The 21239-nt window shown below is 37.4% G+C and carries 18 protein-coding genes and 1 pseudogene; 8 read left to right on the top strand and 11 right to left on the bottom strand.

Annotation, left to right across the window (positions count from 1 at the left end):
* From gltP to GA0116959_RS07435, 5 genes and pseudogenes are all read right to left on the bottom strand, one after another.
* A complete protein-coding gene (gene gltP, locus GA0116959_RS07455) occupies positions 1-1296 on the bottom strand; it encodes a glutamate/aspartate:proton symporter GltP (protein ID WP_053578353.1) in 1296 nt (431 codons plus the stop codon).
* Between the two features lie 269 nt (positions 1297-1565).
* Entirely contained in the window at positions 1566-2675 is a 1110-nt protein-coding gene (locus GA0116959_RS07450) for an ABC transporter permease (RefSeq protein ID WP_053578352.1), read from the bottom strand.
* Positions 2672-3802 (bottom strand): ABC transporter permease, encoded by a 1131-nt coding sequence (locus GA0116959_RS07445; RefSeq protein WP_092719907.1) that lies wholly within the window; start codon positions 3800-3802, stop codon positions 2672-2674. The genes GA0116959_RS07450 and GA0116959_RS07445 overlap by 4 nt, the downstream gene beginning before the upstream one ends.
* Positions 3802-4788, bottom strand: a pseudogene (locus tag GA0116959_RS07440) (HlyD family secretion protein); the annotation flags it as partial. The pseudogene GA0116959_RS07440 and the gene GA0116959_RS07445, both read right to left, overlap by 1 nt.
* Positions 4789-5034: 246 nt before the next feature.
* Positions 5035-6540: a TolC family protein gene (locus tag GA0116959_RS07435; protein ID WP_092719903.1), complete on the bottom strand. Its 1506-nt coding sequence runs from the start codon at positions 6538-6540 to the stop codon at positions 5035-5037.
* 279 nt (positions 6541-6819) lie between these two features.
* On the opposite strand from GA0116959_RS07435, the gene serC reads away from it, so the two are divergent.
* Entirely contained in the window at positions 6820-7899 is a 1080-nt protein-coding gene (gene serC, locus GA0116959_RS07430; RefSeq protein ID WP_092719901.1) for a 3-phosphoserine/phosphohydroxythreonine transaminase, read from the top strand.
* Between the two features lie 337 nt (positions 7900-8236).
* Here serC and GA0116959_RS14250 read toward each other — a convergent pair whose 3' ends face one another.
* Together GA0116959_RS14250 and GA0116959_RS07425 are read right to left on the bottom strand one after the other, a co-directional pair.
* Positions 8237-8377, bottom strand: a complete 141-nt coding sequence (locus tag GA0116959_RS14250; protein WP_171250307.1) for a hypothetical protein — start codon at positions 8375-8377, stop codon at positions 8237-8239.
* 405 nt (positions 8378-8782) lie between these two features.
* On the bottom strand, positions 8783-9712 hold the full coding sequence (locus GA0116959_RS07425) for a hypothetical protein (protein WP_092719899.1): 930 nt from the start codon (positions 9710-9712) through the stop codon (positions 8783-8785).
* 269 nt (positions 9713-9981) lie between these two features.
* Between GA0116959_RS07425 and GA0116959_RS07420 the strand changes: the two genes are divergently transcribed.
* Together GA0116959_RS07420 and GA0116959_RS07415 are read left to right on the top strand one after the other, a co-directional pair.
* The gene (locus GA0116959_RS07420) at positions 9982-10452 is read left to right on the top strand and encodes a YaiI/YqxD family protein (RefSeq protein ID WP_053578347.1); all 471 of its coding nucleotides are present in this window, start codon (positions 9982-9984) and stop codon (positions 10450-10452) included.
* 12 nt (positions 10453-10464) lie between these two features.
* The gene (locus tag GA0116959_RS07415) at positions 10465-11376 is read left to right on the top strand and encodes a DMT family transporter (protein WP_092719897.1); all 912 of its coding nucleotides are present in this window, start codon (positions 10465-10467) and stop codon (positions 11374-11376) included.
* A gap of 2 nt (positions 11377-11378) precedes the next feature.
* On the opposite strand, the gene GA0116959_RS07410 is transcribed toward GA0116959_RS07415, so the two are convergent.
* Positions 11379-11948 carry a PilZ domain-containing protein gene (locus tag GA0116959_RS07410; protein WP_092719895.1) on the bottom strand — a complete coding sequence of 190 codons (570 nt, stop codon included), beginning with the start codon at positions 11946-11948 and terminating at the stop codon, positions 11379-11381.
* Between the two features lie 23 nt (positions 11949-11971).
* Here GA0116959_RS07410 and GA0116959_RS07405 point away from each other — a divergent pair, with 23 nt between their 5' ends.
* The 3 genes from GA0116959_RS07405 (at position 11972) to GA0116959_RS07395 (ending at position 16398) form a co-directional block, all read left to right on the top strand.
* Positions 11972-13207 carry a lipoprotein-releasing ABC transporter permease subunit gene (locus GA0116959_RS07405; RefSeq protein ID WP_053578344.1) on the top strand — a complete coding sequence of 412 codons (1236 nt, stop codon included), beginning with the start codon at positions 11972-11974 and terminating at the stop codon, positions 13205-13207.
* Complete coding sequence (gene lolD / locus GA0116959_RS07400) at positions 13200-13883, top strand: lipoprotein-releasing ABC transporter ATP-binding protein LolD (RefSeq protein ID WP_092719893.1); 684 nt, start codon at positions 13200-13202, stop codon at positions 13881-13883. Before GA0116959_RS07405 ends, lolD begins: the two co-directional genes overlap by 8 nt.
* 85 nt (positions 13884-13968) lie before the next feature.
* Positions 13969-16398 (top strand): DNA internalization-related competence protein ComEC/Rec2, encoded by a 2430-nt coding sequence (locus GA0116959_RS07395; protein WP_092719891.1) that lies wholly within the window; start codon positions 13969-13971, stop codon positions 16396-16398.
* 52 nt (positions 16399-16450) lie between these two features.
* On the opposite strand, the gene GA0116959_RS07390 is transcribed toward GA0116959_RS07395, so the two are convergent.
* Positions 16451-17407 (bottom strand): lysophospholipid acyltransferase family protein, encoded by a 957-nt coding sequence (locus tag GA0116959_RS07390; protein ID WP_092719889.1) that lies wholly within the window; start codon positions 17405-17407, stop codon positions 16451-16453.
* A gap of 129 nt (positions 17408-17536) precedes the next feature.
* On the opposite strand from GA0116959_RS07390, the gene sppA reads away from it, so the two are divergent.
* Together sppA and GA0116959_RS07380 are read left to right on the top strand one after the other, a co-directional pair.
* Positions 17537-18562 (top strand): signal peptide peptidase SppA, encoded by a 1026-nt coding sequence (gene sppA, locus GA0116959_RS07385; RefSeq protein ID WP_092719887.1) that lies wholly within the window; start codon positions 17537-17539, stop codon positions 18560-18562.
* A complete protein-coding gene (locus tag GA0116959_RS07380) occupies positions 18559-19365 on the top strand; it encodes an alpha/beta fold hydrolase (protein ID WP_092719885.1) in 807 nt (268 codons plus the stop codon). The genes sppA and GA0116959_RS07380 overlap by 4 nt, the downstream gene beginning before the upstream one ends.
* A 68-nt stretch (positions 19366-19433) precedes the next feature.
* On the opposite strand, the gene purN is transcribed toward GA0116959_RS07380, so the two are convergent.
* Both purN and purM read right to left on the bottom strand, forming a co-directional pair.
* Positions 19434-20063: a phosphoribosylglycinamide formyltransferase gene (purN, locus tag GA0116959_RS07375; protein WP_092719883.1), complete on the bottom strand. Its 630-nt coding sequence runs from the start codon at positions 20061-20063 to the stop codon at positions 19434-19436.
* Between the two features lie 9 nt (positions 20064-20072).
* Complete coding sequence (gene purM, locus GA0116959_RS07370; protein WP_053578337.1) at positions 20073-21140, bottom strand: phosphoribosylformylglycinamidine cyclo-ligase; 1068 nt, start codon at positions 21138-21140, stop codon at positions 20073-20075.
* Between the last annotated feature and the right edge of the window lie 99 nt (positions 21141-21239).

Raw genomic sequence — 21239 nt, 5'->3', positions numbered from 1 at the left:
TTAAGCAGCTTCTTTCATTTCAACTTGATATTCTTTTTGTTTTTCAGCATCGAATTGACCTTCCCATTTACTAATTACAAGAACAGCCAAAGAGTTACCAATCACATTCAGTACAGTACGTGCCATATCTAAAATACGATCAATACCTGCAATAAAGGCTAAACCTTCCAACGGAATACCGACACTTCCTAATGTTGCCAATAACACAACAAAAGAAACACCTGGAACACCTGCAATTCCTTTAGAGGTAATCATTAAGGTTAAAACCAAAACCAGTTGTTGTGTCAAACTTAAATCGATACCGTAAAGTTGCGCAATGAAAATAGCCGCAATACTTTGGTAAAGTGTTGAACCGTCTAAGTTAAATGAATAACCAATCGGAATAACAAAACTCGTAATCGATTTAGGAGCACCATAGGCTTCCATTTTTTCCATAATACGAGGTAAAACGGCTTCAGAACTTGCAGTTGAGTAAGCTAAAATAAGCTCATCTTTAAGAATTTTAATCAATTCCCAAATATTGAAACCACAGAATTTGGCAACAAAACCTAAAATGACGAAAATAAAGAATAAAATAGCACCGTATACCAAAAGTGCCAATTTAACCAAAGGCAGTAAAGAGCTAAAGCCAAAAGTCGCAACCGTTGCTGCAATCAGACCAAATACACCAAATGGTGCAAAAAGCATGATCATATGAGTCACTTTAAACATGGCTTGAGAAACAGCATTCAGTACATCGAGTAAAGGTTTTTTAGTTTCATGTGCTAATGAACCCAAACCTACACCAAAAATGACACAAAAGAAGATAATCGGCAGCATATGACCATCAGTCAACGAGCCAAAAATATTGGAGGGAATAACCGATAAAATCGTATTGACTAGACCATGTGCATGGCTACTGACTTCTTGTGAGGTCTCTTGATATTGGGAAATATCTGCTTGTGTTAAAGCTGACATATCAATACCAGCACCTGGCTGGAAAATATTAGCGGCAACTAAACCCACAACAATTGCAACAGTGGTAATAATTTCAAAATAAACAATGGTTTTAAAACCCAGTTTACCGATGTTTTGACCATGACTTGTATTGGCAATACCTAAAATCAGCATGGAGACTACAAGTGGAACCACGATCATTTTAATTAACGTAATAAAAATTGCACCCAATGGGCGAAGAAAATTATTAATCAATACATCACGGTATTCGGGAGAGTAGTGTAAAAAAGAGCCTACAAGTACACCTAAAATGAGTGCAATTACGATTTGCCATGCAAGGCTTATCTTAATTTTCTTCATGTTAATCCCTTAAAATCAGATATTTAGTAAATAAAAAGCTGTAATAACGCTGTCGATTTCATGGCGACATGTTAATGGGAGCATGGGGATGAGTATAAATATATACTCTGGGAGTATGGAAAAAACGCTATTTTGCATTGATAACTGCATACAATCTAACTTTTTCTATTTGATCATGGTTCAATTGATCAAAAATATTTCAGTTTTAGTTGAATATTCGATCTATTTATTTAGTTTTATTTATTAATCTTATCAGGAGTGCGCAAATTTTAATTTTTGGGGTTTTGCGTTAACCTAAAATATGACCAAATTAAAAGGATTGCTGCCATTGTTGATAAATAAATCATTTTAGGAATGACGATTTGTAGAGGGACACCCATTTGGTTGAGTTGAATAAACATTTGTATCCCTTGAGTTGAGGGAAGCAGATTGCCCAACCATTGAATCCATTCAGGCATGGCTGCATGTGGCCACGCAGTTCCTGAAAGTAAAAATAAAGGAATAGAGGTAAATACAAAGACATGGCCTGCGCGTTCAGGTAAATCTAAAAAAGATGCAAACAGCATGCTCAGACCAATCACACTGCTGATGAAAATAGGAACACCGAGTAACATACCCCAAAAATTTCCACCATGTGGATAATCATATAACCAGAAAGTAAAACCAAATAAATAGAAACAACCCAAACAGCCAATTGTTAAAATCGAGCTAAATATCGCAAAAAACTCCATTTTGTTCGGACGCCAATGCTGTATACGATATCCCGCAAGTAGCATGCCTAAGCCTAATAAAATGGTTTGGTGAACAATGAGAGGTGCAATAGCAGGAAAAACATAACTGCCATAACCTGACAGAGTGTTAAATAAAGGAATTTGATGAATAGAAAGTGCAAGGTTGAAATGTGAGATCTGTCCAAACTTTTCTGCTTGTTGCGCAACAGCATGTTCAATTGAGCTTGCTAGTCCTAAACCTATTTGCTTAGTTTTTAAAAAATTTGCTGCACTTAAATATAAACCCACGCCACCAATCTCTCCACGTCGTATGCTATTCGTCAGATTGTTTGGTAAAAGTAAGATACCATCAGCCTGTTGATTTTTGATCATCATTTCAGCTTCAGCAAAATTACCCGTAACTGCCTTAATTTTAACGTTTGGGCTGTTCGACACTTGAGTAATAATACGAGAACTTATCAGGCTTTGTTCTTCATCTACAATGACGATAGGCAGAGACTCTGCATGTTCAGCTTTATAAGCTGTTGGATAAAAAAAACTATATAAAAAAATTGATAAAACCAAAGTGGTAAAAATTGAGCTATTACCCAGAATATCTTTAAATGTTTTGAGATAAAAATGCAGGAATTTTTTGAAATTATTTTTCACGTCAATTTTTCCTTGAGATTTTTTTTAAGGAAGAAACAAGCACAAGCAAAATAAATGATGGTGTAAAAAAATAAAATGCCAAGCGGTAACAGTGAAACAGTGATTGGACTGCCAATGACCCATTGTTCGATTTGTAATTTTGCATACGGCGTATAAGGAATAATATTGGCCCAAAACTGTGTAAAGAGTGGGGCATTGTTAAGTGGTAGAGTAACTCCAGCAAAACTTAAAGACGAACCACCATAAATTGCAATAAAACCAAACGATTTAGCCAAGTTTCGTGTAGCTAACACAACGGTACTGCTCATAAATGCATAAGCACTGTATAACAAAAATTGACCGAGTAAGATGCTCCATAATTGACCTGCGACAAACCAACCGCGAATCTCAATTAACCAGAACATCCACAGCCATGTCCACACTGTAAAAATCAAAACATAAGTTATATTTTTGGAGAACAAAGCTTTAAGAATATTTTGCTGATTGAGCCATTGTTCTGTGGTATTAAATTTTAATTCTTGTCCGACTGAAAAAGCTACACAACAACACAAGAGTAAATGCAGAATTGCCAAAATCATAAATGGTTCAAGATAAAACTCATAACTTAAACTGGGATTGTACAAAGTAGAAATTTTAACATTTGGGGTAGGTACATCTAGATAAGGAATTCTATTTTCTAAATAACTTTGTCCACTAAATTCGGCAATGGCTTGCAAAGTACTGACCAACATGGCAGAGGATATGGTATTGCCTACACTAAAATAACTTTGGTTAAAAGCAATACTGATCTCTGCATCTTTGGCCTGTACCAAGCGTTGTTCTGCACCTGCAGGGATGACAATATAACCCCAAATTTTAGTTTGATTAATGAGACTTTCTACTTCCTCAGGGTTTTGGGAAATCAAGGCTATTTTTAAACTGGAATGATGACTGAGATGCTTTTCAATAGTTCGACTGAGCTCACTTTGATCTTGGTCAATAATCGCGATAGGTAAATGTTCAGCTTTACCCTGATAAAACATACTGCTAAACAATACAATAATAAATAAAGGTGCAAGTGTGACTAAGCACAAGTCCCATTTATGTGACAGTAAATAACGGAATTCACGCAGTAAGCCAGACCACATTATTTTGACTCTTGAATTTTAAACAAGACACTCATACCGACTTTTAAATCTGCGATGGGTTCGATGGGGACAAGATGAACTTTAAAACTGCGAATATCATAACCACCTGTTTGTCGTGTGGTTTTAATGGTGGCAAATTCACCCTCGGCATCTATATGTTTAATTTTAAAAGTGGCAGTTCTGTTTAATGCGGGAATAAATCCCTGCATAGTTTTGGTTTTGTAGACCTGTGCATACAGGTCTTCACGAATATTTAAGCTTACCCAAGCATCATCATCTTGAATAATACTGACGACAGGTACAGCAGTTGCCACCAATTCAGAGGTTTTTCCGTAGACTTTAGATACTGTTCCAGAAACGGGAGAGCGTAATTTAGTTTCAGCTTCTAGCGCATTGGCTTCGGCAACGGCAGCTTGCGCAATTTGTACCTGTGCATCAGCAGATGATTTTTGCTGCGGTGTACTGCCACGTTTGGCACGTGCATATTGTTGATAGGCCGCTTCGGTCATTTGACTGGCAGAAGTTGCAGCAGCCTGCAGTTCATCACGACGTTGACGCGAAATAACGCCTTCTTTAAATAAATTTGCGCCGCGCTGATACGTGGTTTTTGCTAAAGCCTGTTGAGCTTTTAGACTCTGCCAGTTGGCATAGAGCGTTTCAATATTTTCTTGTTGTGAACCACGTTCCGCAGTAGATTGCAAAGCGATAGCAGATTGTAAGGCACCTAAGGCTTGCTGTTTTTTTGCATCAATTTCGGGACTAAATAAGCGCACTAATTCTTGGTTTTTAGATACTTTTTGTCCATCCTGTATATAGATTTCTTCAATTCGACTGGGTACTTTGGTACTGATATGAATCGTTTCAGCTTCAACGCGTCCTTGTAATTCAATTACTGAGGGTTGATAACTTTTCCATAGACCAAATGCTATTAAGCCTAAAATTAGACATAAAATAATCAATCCGATGGCTTTAATGGCGGATGATTTTTTTTGCCTTGTCTCTAACTCAGCAGCAGTTTGAGGCAGATCAGATGATGAAGATTGAACATCTGTTTTAGACTGCGCTATCGTTTCTGAATCTGTGCGCTGTTCAGAATGCTCAGGCAGAGGAGAGGGCTGGTCTAACTGATTTTTTTGAGCTGATATATCTTTAGACTCACCTTCTGATGAGGTATTTTTTATCTCTTGATCTGACTTATTTTGATCGTGGTTCATATTTTTCCCCAACAAAAATTAACGAATATAGTCAGTTTGTGCTTGATTTACATAGCCTTGAAACTGGTCGATTGAACCGTGACTTTGTAATAACGTTGCAAGTGACATAATATATTTATAAGCATTTAAAGCCTGCTCACTTTCTAAAAATGCCAAAGCATTTTGAGCATCGATAACTTGGGTCGCTGTGCCCATATCCTCTTTAAAAGAAAGGGTTTGTATTCTTAAGTTTTCTTGTGCGGCTTTCATGTTTTGCTGTAGTAGCTGATGACTTCGTTGTGCAGTACTAATTTCGCTATATGATTTATAAATGATATTTTCTATTTCTTGCTTGGTTCGTTCAGTCAGAAGTTCAGATGCGTAACGTTGTAACTCAGCCGCCTGAATATTTTTATTCTTATCAACTCCTGAAAATAAGTTGTAACGCGCGACTACTCCGACAATCCAGTTTTGTTTTTCATCTAAACTATATTCGCCAAATGCAAAAAGATTGGGTTTTTTAGCGGCACTTTGTACTTTAACATTGGCATTGGCAAGTTGGGTATCCATTTGCATTTTACGAATCAAAGCGGATTGTTCTTGATAGGTTTTAAGTAAACTATTTAAAGTTTGGTTTTGTGTTGAATTAATAAATAAAGGCGTACTCAAGTCTGTAATTTGACTGGTTTGTAGAAGATTATTCAATTGAAACAGGCTGGCTTTAAAATTACCTTCGGTGTTTTGATAAGCGCGTTCAGCATTATTTTGGGCCACTTCAAATTGCATACGTTGGCCTTTACTAATAAAACCTTGCTGTTCAAGTTTGATTGCATTGCGGTAATGTATTTGCATCGCATTAAAATGAGAACGATTTGATTGCAAGAGTTGCTGTTGTAACTGGGTGTTGAAATAAACTTGAATCATTTCAAAACGCTGTACATCTTGTTGTTGTTTACTGGTCAGTTGACTGCGCTTGGCTTGAATGTTAGCGACTTCTTTACTACTAGAAGTCAGTCCACCTGTATAAAGTGGCATAAGTATTGAAACAGTCGGACGCACAACTTGATCTTCTAATATTACATTTGCAGAATCTGGAAATAACCCCACACCACTGTGAATAGTCTGGTGAATACCTTCTTTTAAAGGATCAGAAATATTAGGCGGAAAATTTTCTTGATCAATACGATCATTAATTCCTTGAGAGAGTGTTTGTTCTAAATTATTTTTAAATGAATCCAAATCAAGATCCGTTTTATTATGAAATGCATAGGCACGTACATTTAAATCGACACGAGGTAATCCTAGGCCTTTTAACGCTTCAGCTTGTAATTTTGACGCTTGTTGCAAAGCTTGATTAGCTTGTGTGCTATATGAATCAGTTGAAATAGATTGTTCAGCCTGACCATAACTTATACTTTGCGCAGATGCGAAAGTTGAATACATCAAGGCTGTAGAAATAAGCGTTTTTGATAAAAATGAAATGATTAAAAATCTTTGACTGGACGGATTAATTTTTTTTTGTGTCCATGTTAAATTCAGTAACATAGAGTTGTCTCTCAACATCGTTGTAACAAATTATACATCGCTCTATCTGTGAATAGGTATCTTTCCTGAGATAGAAAATGGTGATTTATACATTTTATAAAGTATATATTTTATATTTGTATAAACCAATTTGCTTCAAGGTTTAATCGATCTTGAGTGAAATTTTGACTTTAAATGTCCGACAACACTGAAATATTTTCAGGTTAATTTACTGCACGTCTCGGCTATCTGTGGTTAAATGCCGTTATTTTATTGTGTTCCCCTTTGAAAGGAAAAATCATGCGCGCGTACAATTTCTGTGCTGGTCCTGCTGCATTACCTACTGCCGTTTTAGAAAAAGCCCAAGCTGAAATGCTCGATTGGCATGGCAAGGGTCTTTCCATCATGGAAATGAGTCACCGTAGTAAAGATTATGTCGCGGTGGCAGAAAAAGCAGAAGCAGATTTACGCCAATTAATGAATATTCCAGAGAACTATAAAGTATTGTTCTTACAGGGTGGAGCTTCTCTACAATTCTCTGCCATTCCTTTAAATTTACTCGGTAAAAATACCAAAGCTGATTATATCCATACGGGAATTTGGTCTGAAAAAGCGTTAAAAGAAGCCAAGCGCTATGGCGATATTCATACTGTAGAAGCAGGCATAAGCATCGATGGTAAATTAGCGATTAGTGAACAAAGTCAGTGGAATTTATCGGATGATGCAGCTTACGTTCATTATGCCGATAATGAAACCATTGGTGGGTTACAATTTGCAGGAATTCCTGAGGTTGGTGCACCGTTAATTTCTGATTTATCTTCAAGCATTTTATCTGCCCCGATTGATGTAACTAAATTTGGTTTAATTTATGCAGGCGCGCAAAAGAATATTGGACCTGCTGGATTAACGTTGGTGATTGTTCGGGAAGATTTACTCGATCAAGCCAAACCTGAAATTCCAAGTATCTTGAAATATTCTGCTCAGGCAAAAAATGATTCAATGGTAAATACGCCGTCGACTTATGCTTGGTATTTATCTGGCTTGGTATTTGAATGGTTACTTGAGCAGGGTGGTGTAGATGCCATGCACAAGATTAATCTAGAAAAATCCAATCTTCTTTATGGTTATATTGATTCTAGCGAGTTTTATGCAAATCCAATCGCTGTTCCGAACCGTTCTATTATGAATGTGCCGTTTACTCTGGCAAATCCTGATCTAGAGAAATTATTCTTGAAAGAAGCCGAAGAAAATCATTTGTTAAATCTTGCAGGTCACCGTTCAGTCGGTGGTATGCGTGCAAGTATTTATAATGCTGTGCCTTTGGCAGGTGTACAATCTTTGGTTAGCTTTATGGATGATTTTGCAAAACGTAATGGTTAAATGGTCATTTAATCCATAAATTGAAATGTGTTGAATAATGTCAGTCAGTTAAAATTGGCTGACATTTTTTTAATTTTAATTCAGTATCTTAGCTACCAATAGAGCAACTTATTCGATAAATAAGCTATACAGGTCTGAAGATTAAAAGAGAATTTTTTGATAAATTTCTTCTACTTTGAAATAAGTGAATAGATTTGATGATGAATCATCTAAGCAAATGCTTTTAAAGATTAAGATGATATTTTTCTTGTGACGCTTCAAGTCACACTTGACCTCTAATAAAGGATTGGAATGGTATTTTATAAGGGTATTTAAGGTCTTGGATATCGTAATAAAATTAGAGAATGAAGTGATGCAAAAGATAAGCCGACATAAACATGCCCAACACAAAAAATAGACATGAAATAGGGTCTAATTGGAAACGTTTAATGAGTTGATGTTCAACTTGCTGTATATTTTCTTCTTGCACGATTTTCATGGAAAACTCTATTCCGATTTATTTATCGTTAATTTATATTGCTAGCTTATCTTTTTACCATAAAGAATTGATGAAATAAAGTGCCAAATAAAAATAGGCAGTTAAAATCACCATTTTATAATAATGAATCTTTTTAAAACTAAAAATATTGCTTATTTGAGTATTACTCTATGCAAAGTTTAAAACTGACAATATTAAATATGTTTTAACAGTAGAGTTGAAATCAAACAATAAAAACACATTTTTGAATTTAAGTTGTGGATAAGTTAGTTAAGTTAAATTCATGATATTAAATTATCAGAGATGAATTATAAATAAACATTAAAATAATAAAAAACAGAGCTATTTCAAAAACAGCTTAATATAAAAACTGTCTGTTTATATTAAGCTGAACGTCAAGATTAATTAATTTTTAGTATAAATATTGACCTGAATCCACAAATTTCCACGAATAAATTGGCCAATTTGAAATTTTTTATACGCTGCATTTTTAGTGGCAATTCGAATTAATGTGGCTGCTTGGTCTTCATCATGAATTAATGCGACATCATACAAGGTATAGTCTTGATCCATAAACTGCATGGAGGTTTTTCCAACAATATTACCTTGGAACCAAGCTTCATCTTCTTGCCCCATATTTTCGCCATACAGATAGGCCACCATTTTTGAAAAGTCGACGGTGACAGGTTCTTTATCATCATCGGATTTGGGTTCCCACGCCTCAATTTGTTCCTGCAAATTTGGTGGAGCAACACCATCATGAGCCGCCAAAATGTCATTTAAAGCACGGTGATGTTTAATTGAGGCAGGATCATCTACCACCAATTGCTCATGATCAGAAACAACTTCTAATTCATACGCCCAAGCGTTGAGCTGAGCCTGATAACTCTGGTCTTTTTCATAGTGTTCACGGTTAACGCTATATAATGTGTCAAAAGCGTAAACAATAGTATTTGAGCCTAGATTTAAGCGCAGTACCGCTTGGGAGTTAGAGGTGTTACAAATAATACGCTCAATACTTGCAGGTACTTTATAAGGACTTTCGAAACTTGGAAATGCGGTTTTGACCGATTGTGGTTTATTATTTGCAACAGCAACGACTTGGGTCATTTGTACTGGCGCTTTATACGGGCCTTGGATCAACCAACTTGCTTGATCCATATCGCTTTCTGCCTGACACAAGCCCATAGGCATAACAGGAGCATCAAGGGCAAGACCCAACCATTTAGGCACTTCTGTACAGGGTTGATCGGTCAGTAAATTCCAATGTTCAACATGGCTGCCAAAGTTCTGATCGTCAATGGTGATCACTTCTGGTCTATTCTGATTTTTCATATTCACCATTAATATTAAATTGTATTTGTATATTAAATCGAGGGTTATTCTTAAATTTCAAGTCAGAAGCAGAAAATTAATCTGATCAAATATAAAAATTGAGGTAATTATGATGAAATGAGCAAAAAAATTGTGATTAATTTGAGCTAAAAACTCACTTGAGCAGAATGGAATATAAAAAGTTGCACTGAATTAATCCATTTAAGCATCATATTATCATTTGGAATTTGTTAGACTAAGTCATCCTCATTTTTCGTTATGGATGTCTTGTGCTGCCATTTAAACTTTGGGTAGATGCCGATGCATTGCCTAAAATTCTACGTGAAGTCATCCTGCGTGCTTCAGATCGTTATCAGTTAGAAGTCACTTTTGTGGCCAATCAAAATGTTGGTATTACGCCTTCCATTCGGATTAATTCCATTCAAGTGATGAGTGGGGCAGATGCAGCAGATCAAGAAATTATTGAGCGTATGAAAGAGAATGACATTGTGATGACACAGGATATTCCTTTGGCGGCTCAAGTGATTGAAAAGGGTGGCATCGCTATTCATCCTCGTGGGGAAATTTACACCACAGCCAATGTCAAAGCGCGTTTACATTTGCGAGATTTTATGGATTCTTTACGTGGGGCAGGCGTGAATACTGGGGGACCACCACCTCTTTCTGAACGGGATAAACGTGAGTTCTCAAGCGCACTGGATCAAACCATTCAAAAACAGAAACGCAAAACTGCCCTGTAAACCGAGCCTATAATGCCTTCTAAAGCAAATATTATTTTCACCTATGCCTTACTGGTCTTTATTTGGTCGACCACACCGTTAGCAATTGTGTGGAGCGTTTCAGATCTTCATTTGCTTTGGGCTTTAGTGTTGCGATTTTTTATCGCACTTCCGTTGGCACTTGGTTTGTTGGTGATTTTGAAAATAAAGCTTCCGACCAGTCGCTCAGCTTGGCACAGTTATTTAGCGGGTGCGATAGGCTTTATCGGTTCACAAATTTTCACTTATATTGCGACAGGTTATTTAAGCTCAGGCATCATTGCTTTAATGTTTGGTTTGGCACCTATTATGGCGGGTTTGATTGGACGTTTTGGTTTTCAACAAAGTTTAAATCGAATGCAATGGCTAGGCATGCTGATCGCGGTAATTGGGCTGGCAATTATTTGTTTTGGGGGTGAAAACCACCATGTAAATCCAATTGGTATTGCGTTGATGTTAATCAGTGTATTTATATATGCACTGTCCATTTATTGGGTTAAAAAAGTCAATGCACAAGTTGAACCCATGGCGCAGGCGACGGGTTCTATAATGGTTTCAAGTGCGATAGCTTTATGTATCGTGCCGTTTATTTGGGAATATGCGCCGACTCATATTCCGAATATCAAATCATTAATGGCGCTGTTTTATACGGTTGTGATGGCTTCACTGTTGGCAATGTTCTGTTATTTTAAATTGGTACAAAATATTCAAGCTACAACATTATCGTTGACGACAGTCATGACACCTATTATTGCGTTACTGGTTGGCGCACTTTTAAACCATGAGGCTTTGTCAGTGATGGTTTTTGTCGGTGCATTTATTTTACTCTTTGGTTTATTTGTTTACTTTTATCGTGATCTTAAAACAAGTCGAAAACTGAATCAAAAAATCAAAAATCATATTTAAGTTTATTCATCTTTAGGTTTGCTTAAAGCGATACTTTCAGACAGTTTGACCCGATCTTGTGGATGCAAAGTAATAAAATAAGCACCAATACGGAATTTATTATTTTCTTCACGGCTATACGCCACCTGCGCTGTTGCCGCAATATGAAAGAAATTTTCAGGATGACTTAGAGTCACATGAACATAGGTGCCTTCTTGAATTGGACGTTCATTAAAAAAACTAAATCCTGTCTCAGAAAAGTTAACATGCTCAGGAATGGGTAACATGGATTGTACAATTGCGTCGTACAAAGAACCTGTAATAAGGTTTAATTTTTGATTGAATAAGGATAGTATTCGAGCAATTTGTTGATCTCTTTGAGTTAATTGTTCTAATTCGTAGTTTACAGCATGATCAAATTGATCTAATTCTGCGAGTAGTAGAAAATAACGTGGCAACACAAAGTTTGAATCGTAAGGATCATTAAGTGCAACATCATCAGAAATAATCTGATAATTAATTCGTAAAGCAGCATCTATACGCGACATAACGCGGCGTTCTGTATTGTGCTCTTGATGCTGTATATTTTCCATAATTATTCCTTGGACTTGATGGTATGTTTAAACCAATCTCGCTGTACATAGGGTTAAGATATACCCGCGCACGGCGTAGTAACCACTTTATTTCTTTTATTGCTTTGGTTTCTATGATCGGTCTCACCTTAGGTGTGGCTGTACTTATTACTGTTTTATCTGTAATGAATGGTTTTGACCGAGAGTTGAAAAACCGTGTCTTAGGAATGATACCTCAAGCTACTGTTTCCTCAACACAAATTTTAACAAATTGGCCAGAACTTGCAAAGAAAATTCAACAACACGAACATGTCAAAGGTGTAGCTCCCTTTACCCAATTGCAGGGAATGCTCACCGCACAAGGGCAAGTGGCTGGAATTATGATTTCAGGCATTGAACCTGAATATGAAAAAAACGTTTCCATTATTCAGAATCATATGGTCGAAGGAAGTATTGACCAGCTTAAAAAAGGTGAGTTTGGTATTGTTTTAGGTAAACAAATGACCGATTCACTTGGATTGGGTCTCAATGACAATATTACTTTGGTGCTTCCTGAGGCTACGCCATCACCTGCTGGTGTGGTACCACGTTTCAAGCGCTTTAAAATTGTGGGTATTTTTAGTATTGGTGCCGAAGTTGATTCGATGATGGGTTACATTGCCTTAAACGATGCTTCAACGTTGTTGCGGCTACCAGATGGGGCACAAGGTATTCGTTTAAAACTAGATGATATTTTCCGTGCGCCAGAAGTTGCTGATGATATTGTCAAAGATTTACCAAGTAATTTTTATGCGTCGAATTGGACATTCACACATGGCAATCTGTTCAGTGCGATTCAGATGGAAAAAGCCATGGTGAGCTTGCTTTTATTCCTGATTGTTTTAGTCGCTGCTTTTAATATTGTGTCATCGCTTGTGATGGTGGTCACTGATAAAAAATCAGATATTGCAATTTTACGGACTTTAGGTGCTTCACCATCCACCATTACTCGAATCTTTATGGTACAAGGAACGATTATTGGGGTGATAGGAACAGTTTCTGGCGCTATTTTGGGTATTATTTTTGCTTCTAGCATCAGTGGCTTTATTGGCTGGTTAAACAGTGCTTTTGGGTTAAATTTATTCGATGCGTATTTTATCAATTACTTACCGTCTTATTTACGTTGGCAAGATGTCGTGATCATTGTGTGTCTATCATTACTGTTAAGTTTCCTTGCAACGATTTATCCTGCTTTTCGCGCTGCGAAAACTCAACCTGCAGAGGCTTTACGTTATGAGTAATATTGTCCTCGAAGCCAAAAATATTTCGAAAAGTTTTACTGATGGTAAAACCACGGTAGAAGTAATTAAGAATTTATCCTTACAAGTCAAAGCGGGTGAATTCGTTTCTATTGTTGGGTCGAGTGGTTCAGGTAAAAGTACCTTGTTGCATGTATTGGGTGGTTTAGATGGCCCAACAGAAGGGCAAGTCTTTTTGAATGAGCAGCGTTTTGATATTTTGGGCGAAGCTGAACGTGGCTATTTACGTAATCAGCACCTTGGTTTTGTTTATCAGTTCCATCATCTGCTACCTGAATTTACTGCCTTAGAAAATGTGGCTATGCCGCTGATGTTACGTGCAGGTACGACGTATAAACAATCGAAGGAACAGGCAGAATACTTGCTCAATCGGGTTGGATTGTCACATCGTATGACTCATAAACCAGGTGAACTATCAGGTGGTGAACGTCAGCGTGTAGCTTTGGCACGCGCTTTGGTAGCGAAACCTGAACTGATGCTGGCAGATGAACCTACGGGTAATTTAGATCGTAAAACGGCTGTGAAGATTTTTGAGCTTTTGAGCGAATTACGCAGTGAGTTCAATATGGCGATGTTGATTGTTACGCATGATGAGCAACTGGCGCAGGCTGGGGATTCCATCTTACATATGCAAGATGGTGTCTGGATTGATACTTAGACATTGATCGATAAATTAAAAAATTGATTGAAGCTCACCTTGGTGGGCTTTAATATTGCAGCAAATAAAATAGTTTATAAAAATAATGATTCAATTTATATGTGTCGGTTGGATAATTGGTATTGCAACAATGGGGCGAAGTTTTCCTACACTAGAGTTATTGTTGCTGCCCAGTATTTTTCTTTTGATTCTCACTTTAATTTTGCAACTGACTATTTTTAAAAAAGTTCACTCTTTGTGGTTTAAATTTTTTCAACTTGTTTTAGCATTTACTTTTAGTCTCACTTTGGGTGTGCATTTTGCAGCACTTCAACTGAATGAGCGGTTGCAATTTCGAGAAAAAATGCCTGAACAGACCGAAATTATTGTTCATATCAAAACCTTGAATCAATTGAGTGATCAATCGATTCAACAAAAAGTTCATGTGTTGAATCGGCATAGTGAAGTTGTGCAATGGCAAACATTTCAAAAAAAAGAAGCAGTATTGAATGTTCAACCCAAACTTGAACTGGGGCATTACTATCGTATGCAAGGTCAAACGCGACCTGCTCACAGTTATGCCACTCAAGGTGCATTTGACCAAGAAAAATGGTATATCCAGCAAAATATTATGTCAGGTTTTAAAGTTGTAACCGTGCAAGAACTCTCCGAGGAAGATATTTATCGTTTAGGATATAGTCGTTATCTGAGAGCTCAGCATGGTTATCTTCAGCAGATTAAACTTGGCATAGAACGACAGCGTTTGGCCTTAAGAAATTTTATTGATCAGCAACCATTACGACATAAAGGACTGCTGTTAGCCCTGTTAACAGGTGATCAAAGTTTACTTCACGCTGATACCGAAAATTTATTTCAACGTTTTGGGATGAGTCATTTATTGGCGATCTCTGGGCCACATGTACTGATTTTTGCTTTGTTATTCTGTTGGGCGACGCATCATTTAATTTGTCGTTATTGGCCTGATCTTTATTTAACATGGCCAAAGCAATATCTGTTGATTGTGCCGTTTTGTATCTGTGTTTTGTTCTATTGTGCCTTTGTTGGATTTGAAATTCCCGCGCTAAGAACATTACTGAGTTGCTTATTAATCAGTACATTCATTCTATTGAAACAAAAAATTCAACCGCTCAGTATTTTGCTATTGAGTGCCTCTATCTTATTAATTTTTGATCCATTCAGTATTTTATCCGCGGCTTTTTGGTTGTCATATGGTGCATGTTTTTTACTATTAAGAATTTATCAAACTGTACAGCAGCAAAGCCGCACGGCAGAGGTAAAAAGTAAGACGCAAACACTCAAAATACAACTGAAAATATTAATCGAAGCCCAATGGAAAATATTTTTAGCCTTATTTCCTTTAATGATTATTTTCTTTAAACAAATTGCGTGGATTACGCCTTTGAGTAATCTGTTTGCTATTCCGTGGATTAGCGTAGTGATTGTGCCTTTAGATATTCTTGCAGCACTGGGTTATTTTATTTTTGAGCCTTTGGGTAGCATTATTTTTCAGATCAATGATTTATGTATCGTTATCTTACTCATGTTTATGCAGATTTTAGATCATGTTTTTTCACCAACATTACAGCCTGTTGCGATGAATTTTTGGGTATTACTGGGCATGTGCTTAGGTTTGATTATCCTATTTTTACCCCGTGGTATTGTTCCTAAAACATGGTCTATCTTATGTTTTTTACCATTCATTCTGATAGATTCGACGAAAAATGGGTTTGAATTGTCTGTGCTTGATGTCGGTCAAGGACAAGCAATTTTTATTCGTGATCAAGCACAAACTTTAATGGTAGATACAGGTGGGAATTATGATGAAACTAAATTTAGTGTCGGTAAGCAAATTATTCTGCCATTTTTGTCCGTTAAAGGGGTAAGCGAGTTAAATCAACTGATTTTGACTCATTTAGACCAAGATCATAGCGGTGCATATGAAACCATTAAACAAGATTTAAAGGTTCAACAGGTCTATTCCAATGAACAGATCGACGTAGCAGAGTCAAGCCAGTTTAACTATTGTCATCAAGGGCAGGAGTGGTATTGGCAAAATAATGAAATTAGAATGACAGTTTTATCACCAAGTAAAGAACATTTGGCAAATGCGAAACATGAAAAAAATGAATATTCCTGTGTGCTTTATTTACAAGTAAAAAATGCTCAACCCTATCAAAATTTTCTGTTAATGGGCGATGCGGGATGGCAAACTGAATATAACATTTTACAAGATTATCCTGATTTAAAGGTTGATGTGCTCGTGCTTGGACATCATGGAAGTCGGCATAGTTCTGCCTATGCTTTCTTAAAACAATTAAATCCGAAAATTGCTATTGCATCCGCAGGTTTTACGAACCGTTACGGGCATCCAAGTGTCATACTTGAAGCACGTTTAAAAGCTTTGAATATTCCTTTAGTTACGACGATAGAAAAAGGCAGTATTCATTTCTCAAAGCATCAAAATACGATGTTGATTGAATTTGAACGTGATACAAGGCACTGGTTAAAGCGTTAAAGCGTTAAAGCGTTAAAGCGTTAAAGCGTTAAAGCGTTAAAGCGTTAAAGCGTTAAAGGGTCTTTTTATCAAGAGCTTTAGCTCGGAGTTCAGCAACTTTCTCTAAGGCTTCTGTTGTGCTTAAATGATACACATTGTGTAATTCTGGATTCGCTTTAAAGCGTTTGTAACTCCAGTGATAATGTTCAGGGTAACGACGAATCAAGTTTTCAATGGCTTTAAAAATAACCGCTGTACCATCATTGGCATTGCCTTGATAAATAGATTCATCTAAAGGTTCAATATACAGATCAAAACCTTGTTCTTCATTGCGCATTGCATATAAAAATAAAGACTTCGCTTTGGTCTTTTGAATCAGTTTCGCACTTAAGTTGCTGGTCGCTAAAGGGATCCCAAAATACGGAATCATTTCTCCGCCCAGATTGGGCGTATGATCTGGCAAAATGACAGTGGTTCCGCCTTGTTTTAAAGCTTTAAAAATTTGTCTCACGCCAGATTCATCCGTAGGCACCAAATGGGCTTTTTCTCGACTACGTGCTTCACGAACAAATTGATTGGTGCCTGGGTTTTTAACAGGTTTATAAAGAATAGTCATTTCGGTAAATTGGGAAAGATAAGCATTCATAATTTCCCAAGTGCCAAAATGAGGAATAACCAACACTAAGCCCTTTTGGGCTTGAATAGCATCGAAAAGCAAATGCTCGCCTTGGATAGAATGAATACGGGCAATATTTTTTTTATTGGTTGACCCCCAAATACTAAAAAATTCAAAATATGAAGTCAATTCATTGCGAATTGCTTCTTGAATAATTCTTTCATTTTGCTCATCAGTAAGTTCTGGTAATGCAATTCGAAGATTAAGGCGAATTGTTGCTGATGTTTTTGATATTTTAAGCACATTAACTAAACCCGCCAAACCTCGAGCAATAAATCTTGAAATTTGAATCGGTTGTCGACTTACAAATTTGAGTAAGCGATATGCTGCATTAGGTGAAGTATGATCAGTCATTACCCATCGTCAATCTAGAAAAAAGCCAAAAAGAAAAAATATTATAGGGGAAATTATATTGTTTAAACAGATTTGTGTGATTCAATGTATATAATGAGATCAATTTAACTCATCATTGGATTCTTTTCCATGTCCGATTGGCCACCAAAACCAGAAAATGACCATCAGAACAGACAACATAACACGTCAAATACCACTGGCAAAGAATGGCAGATTTTAGAAAAAGCTGTTTTAGCTTCTGTTCAAGAGCAGCGTCGTGCCCGTCGTTGGGGAATCTTCTTTAAATTTCTGACTTTTGCTTATATCCTGTTTGTTTTAGTTTTACTTGGCAAAAGTTGCAGTATGGCAAGTTCAGACCCGACCGCAGCTGCTGGTTCACATCTTGCAGTAGTGGATATTATTGGAACGATTGCTGCTGATAAGCAGAGTGTCAATAGTACTGATACTGTCAAAGCATTAAAGAAAGCCTTTGAAAATAAGCAAAGCAAGGCTGTGGTTTTAAATATTAATTCGCCAGGTGGTTCACCTGTTCAGTCAGATGAAATTTGGCAGGAAATCCAATATTTGAAAAAAAATCATACTGATAAAAAACTCTATGCTGTAATTGGTGATACTGGTGCTTCAGGTGCTTATTATATTGCCTCTGCCGCTGATGAAATTATTGTTAATCCTTCAAGTTTGGTCGGCTCAATCGGGGTTATTATGCCAAACTATGGGGTAAATGGTTTAATGCAGAAACTGGGTGTTGAAGACCGCACTATGACTTCAGGTGAGAATAAAGCCTTACTGTCTATGACTCAACCTGTTGATGCTGCACAAAAAGCACATGTGCAAGGCGTATTAGATAACGTTCATGATCATTTTATTAATGCTGTAAAACAGGGCCGTGGTAAAAAGCTCAAATCACAAGATCCAGCCATATTCTCAGGTTTGTTCTGGACAGGTGAGCAAGCAGTGAAATTGGGAATTGCCGATCGTACAGGAAGTTTAAACACGCTTAAACGCGAGTTAAATGTACAAAAAGCGGTTAATTACACCATCGAATATAGTCCATTCGATTCCGTGCTGAGTCGTGTAGGAAGTTCAATCGGTCAAGGTTTTGCGAGCTCACTTTCTCAGCAGGTTCAATCAGAACAAAAGATAAATTTACAATGAAGCCAATTATCCATTTTGCGCATGCCAATGGTGTGCCTTCAAAAGTATATCAAAAGTTATTTGATTTACTTAAAGACGAATATGACGTGATTTATCTACCACTTATTGGGCCAGATAAACGTTATCCCATCAGCAATCACTGGACCTATCTCGTTGATCAAGTCATCGATAGTATTGTAAGGCAAGCAAAAGGCCGTCCAGTGATCGGTTTAGGCCATTCATTAGGCTCTGTGCTGACATTGATGGCATCTTATCAACGCCCTGAATTATTTTCACAAGTGATTATGCTGGATCCACCTTTGATCTTGGGTAAAAACTCTTTCGCATTTCATTTAGCCAAACTGTTTAAACCGAAATTGGTCGATCAAATGACACCAGCAGGTTTATCAGCACGACGCCGTGACCAGTGGGAGTCACGTGAACAAGCAGCTGAACTTTTGCGTTCTAAAGGCTTTTATAAGGATTTTGATCAAGACTGTTTCGATGCGTATATTGAACATGCTTTAACGGATGACCATGTCACGGGTGGTGTGACACTCACCATTCCTAAAGCAGATGAAGTTGCTATTTTTCGGAATAATCCTTCGTTGTGGTGGTTACCTATGCCGAAGCCAAAAATGCCAGTGCATTTGGTGGTGGGGGAGCAAAGTGTATTCCTTAAAAGAGGTTTTCCTCAAATTGCCAAGAAGAAATTGGCAATTCCTTTTACGATAACCCCAGGTGGGCATATGTTCCCATTAGAGCTTCCTGTTGAAGTTGTGACATTGGTAAAAACGCTGATTCAATCACAAGCCAAACAATAAGTAGGGTTATAAAATTTATGATAAAAAAACGCATCCAAGGATGCGTTTTTTATTCAATCAAATTTAGTTTAAAACGTACAGAATTGAACAGGTTTAGACAGTGGTTGACCCCGATATAACACACCTTGTTCAGTATGTTGAATGGTTTGTGTGCAAATCCACTCTACCACTTGTGGGTAAATGATGTGTTCAAGAATATGTACACGATTTGCCAGTGTTTTAACATCATCATGTACATTCACTTGAATTAAACCCTGAGCTAATGCTTGACCTGCATCTAATTCAGCAGTCACGTAATGCACAGTACAGCCATGCAAAACATCACCTGTGTTTAAAACGCGTTGATGTGTATGCATACCTTTATAAGAAGGCAAAAGAGAAGGGTGGATATTTAGCATTTTCCCTTCCCACGCCTGCACAAACTTAGCACTTAAAATCCGCATAAAGCCTGCAAGAATCACTAAATCAACATCCCATTCGAGCAATTGTTGATGCATGACATCATCAAAAATTTCACGGTTAGGATATTGTTTGTGTTCAATGACCGCAGTTTGAATGTGAGCATGTTCCGCACGTTTTAATGCATAAACTTCAGGTTTATTAGAAATAACCCCCACAATTTTCCCTGAAAGATCGGCATCGATCAGGGCTTGTAAGTTACTTCCACTGCCTGAAACAAGGACAGCAATTTTAATCATGCGAGATACTTAAGCAAATATAACGCGAATTTTTTCGTCAGCACCTGCCACAGATTCAGCATTATCAACAATGTGACCCATGTTCCATGCTTTTTCACCAAGCTTCGTCAGTAATTCAACTGTTTTTTCAGCATCTGCAGCATCAACTGCAATCACCATGCCTACGCCACAGTTAAAGGTACGATACATTTCAAACTGTTCAACTCCGCCTTCGCGTTGCAGCAGTTTAAATAATTCTGGCCATTCCCAAGAAGATTCATTGACAATTGCTTGAGCACCGTCTGGAAGTACACGAGGTAAGTTACCTGGTAAACCGCCACCTGTAATGTGCGCCATCGCATGTACATCAACTTCTTTGCAAAGTTGTAGCAACGATTTAACATAAATACGTGTAGGCTCCATTGCGACATCGGCAAGTGGACGACCATCGACAATTTGAGTTAAATCTACATTTTTCACATCAATAATTTTGCGAAGTAAAGAGTAACCGTTTGAATGGGCGCCACTTGATGCCACACCAATTAAAACATCACCTGATTTTACTTTGGTGCCATCAATAATTTTGCTTTGCTCAACGACACCTACACAGAAACCAGCAAGATCGTAATCTTCACCTTCATACATGCCTGGCATTTCTGCAGTTTCACCACCGACCAACGCACAGCCTGCAAGCTCACAACCTTTACCAATACCTGTTACAACATTTGCAGCCACATCAACATTAAGATGACCCGTTGCATAATAATCGAGGAAAAATAATGGTTCTGCGCCACAGACCAAAAGATCGTTTACACACATTGCAACCAAATCTTGACCAATTGTGTCATGACGGTTTAAGTTCAATGCTAAACGTAATTTTGTACCTACACCATCTGTGCCAGATACTAAAACAGGTTCTTCATAACCTTTCGGAATTTTACAAAGAGCGCCAAAGCCACCTAATCCGCCCATAACTTCAGGACGTGAGGTGCGTTTAGCGACAGATTTGATACGGTCAACAAGCGCATCGCCTGCTTCAATGTCGACGCCTGCATCTTTATAGCTTAAACCAGTGTTTGGGGAAGTTGAGTTGCTCATTATGAAGTCTCCGCATTCGCGCCGCGATTATACCTGAATATACGAAATTCTTATGCTATTTATGCGCCAAAATGCTATCTTTATTGAAATATTTTAATT

It is taken from the genome of Acinetobacter albensis (assembly GCF_900095025.1).
GTDB lineage: Bacteria > Pseudomonadota > Gammaproteobacteria > Pseudomonadales > Moraxellaceae > Acinetobacter > Acinetobacter albensis.
Note: the sequence above shows the minus strand (reverse complement) of the source record. Positions and strands in the feature narration are given on the sequence as shown.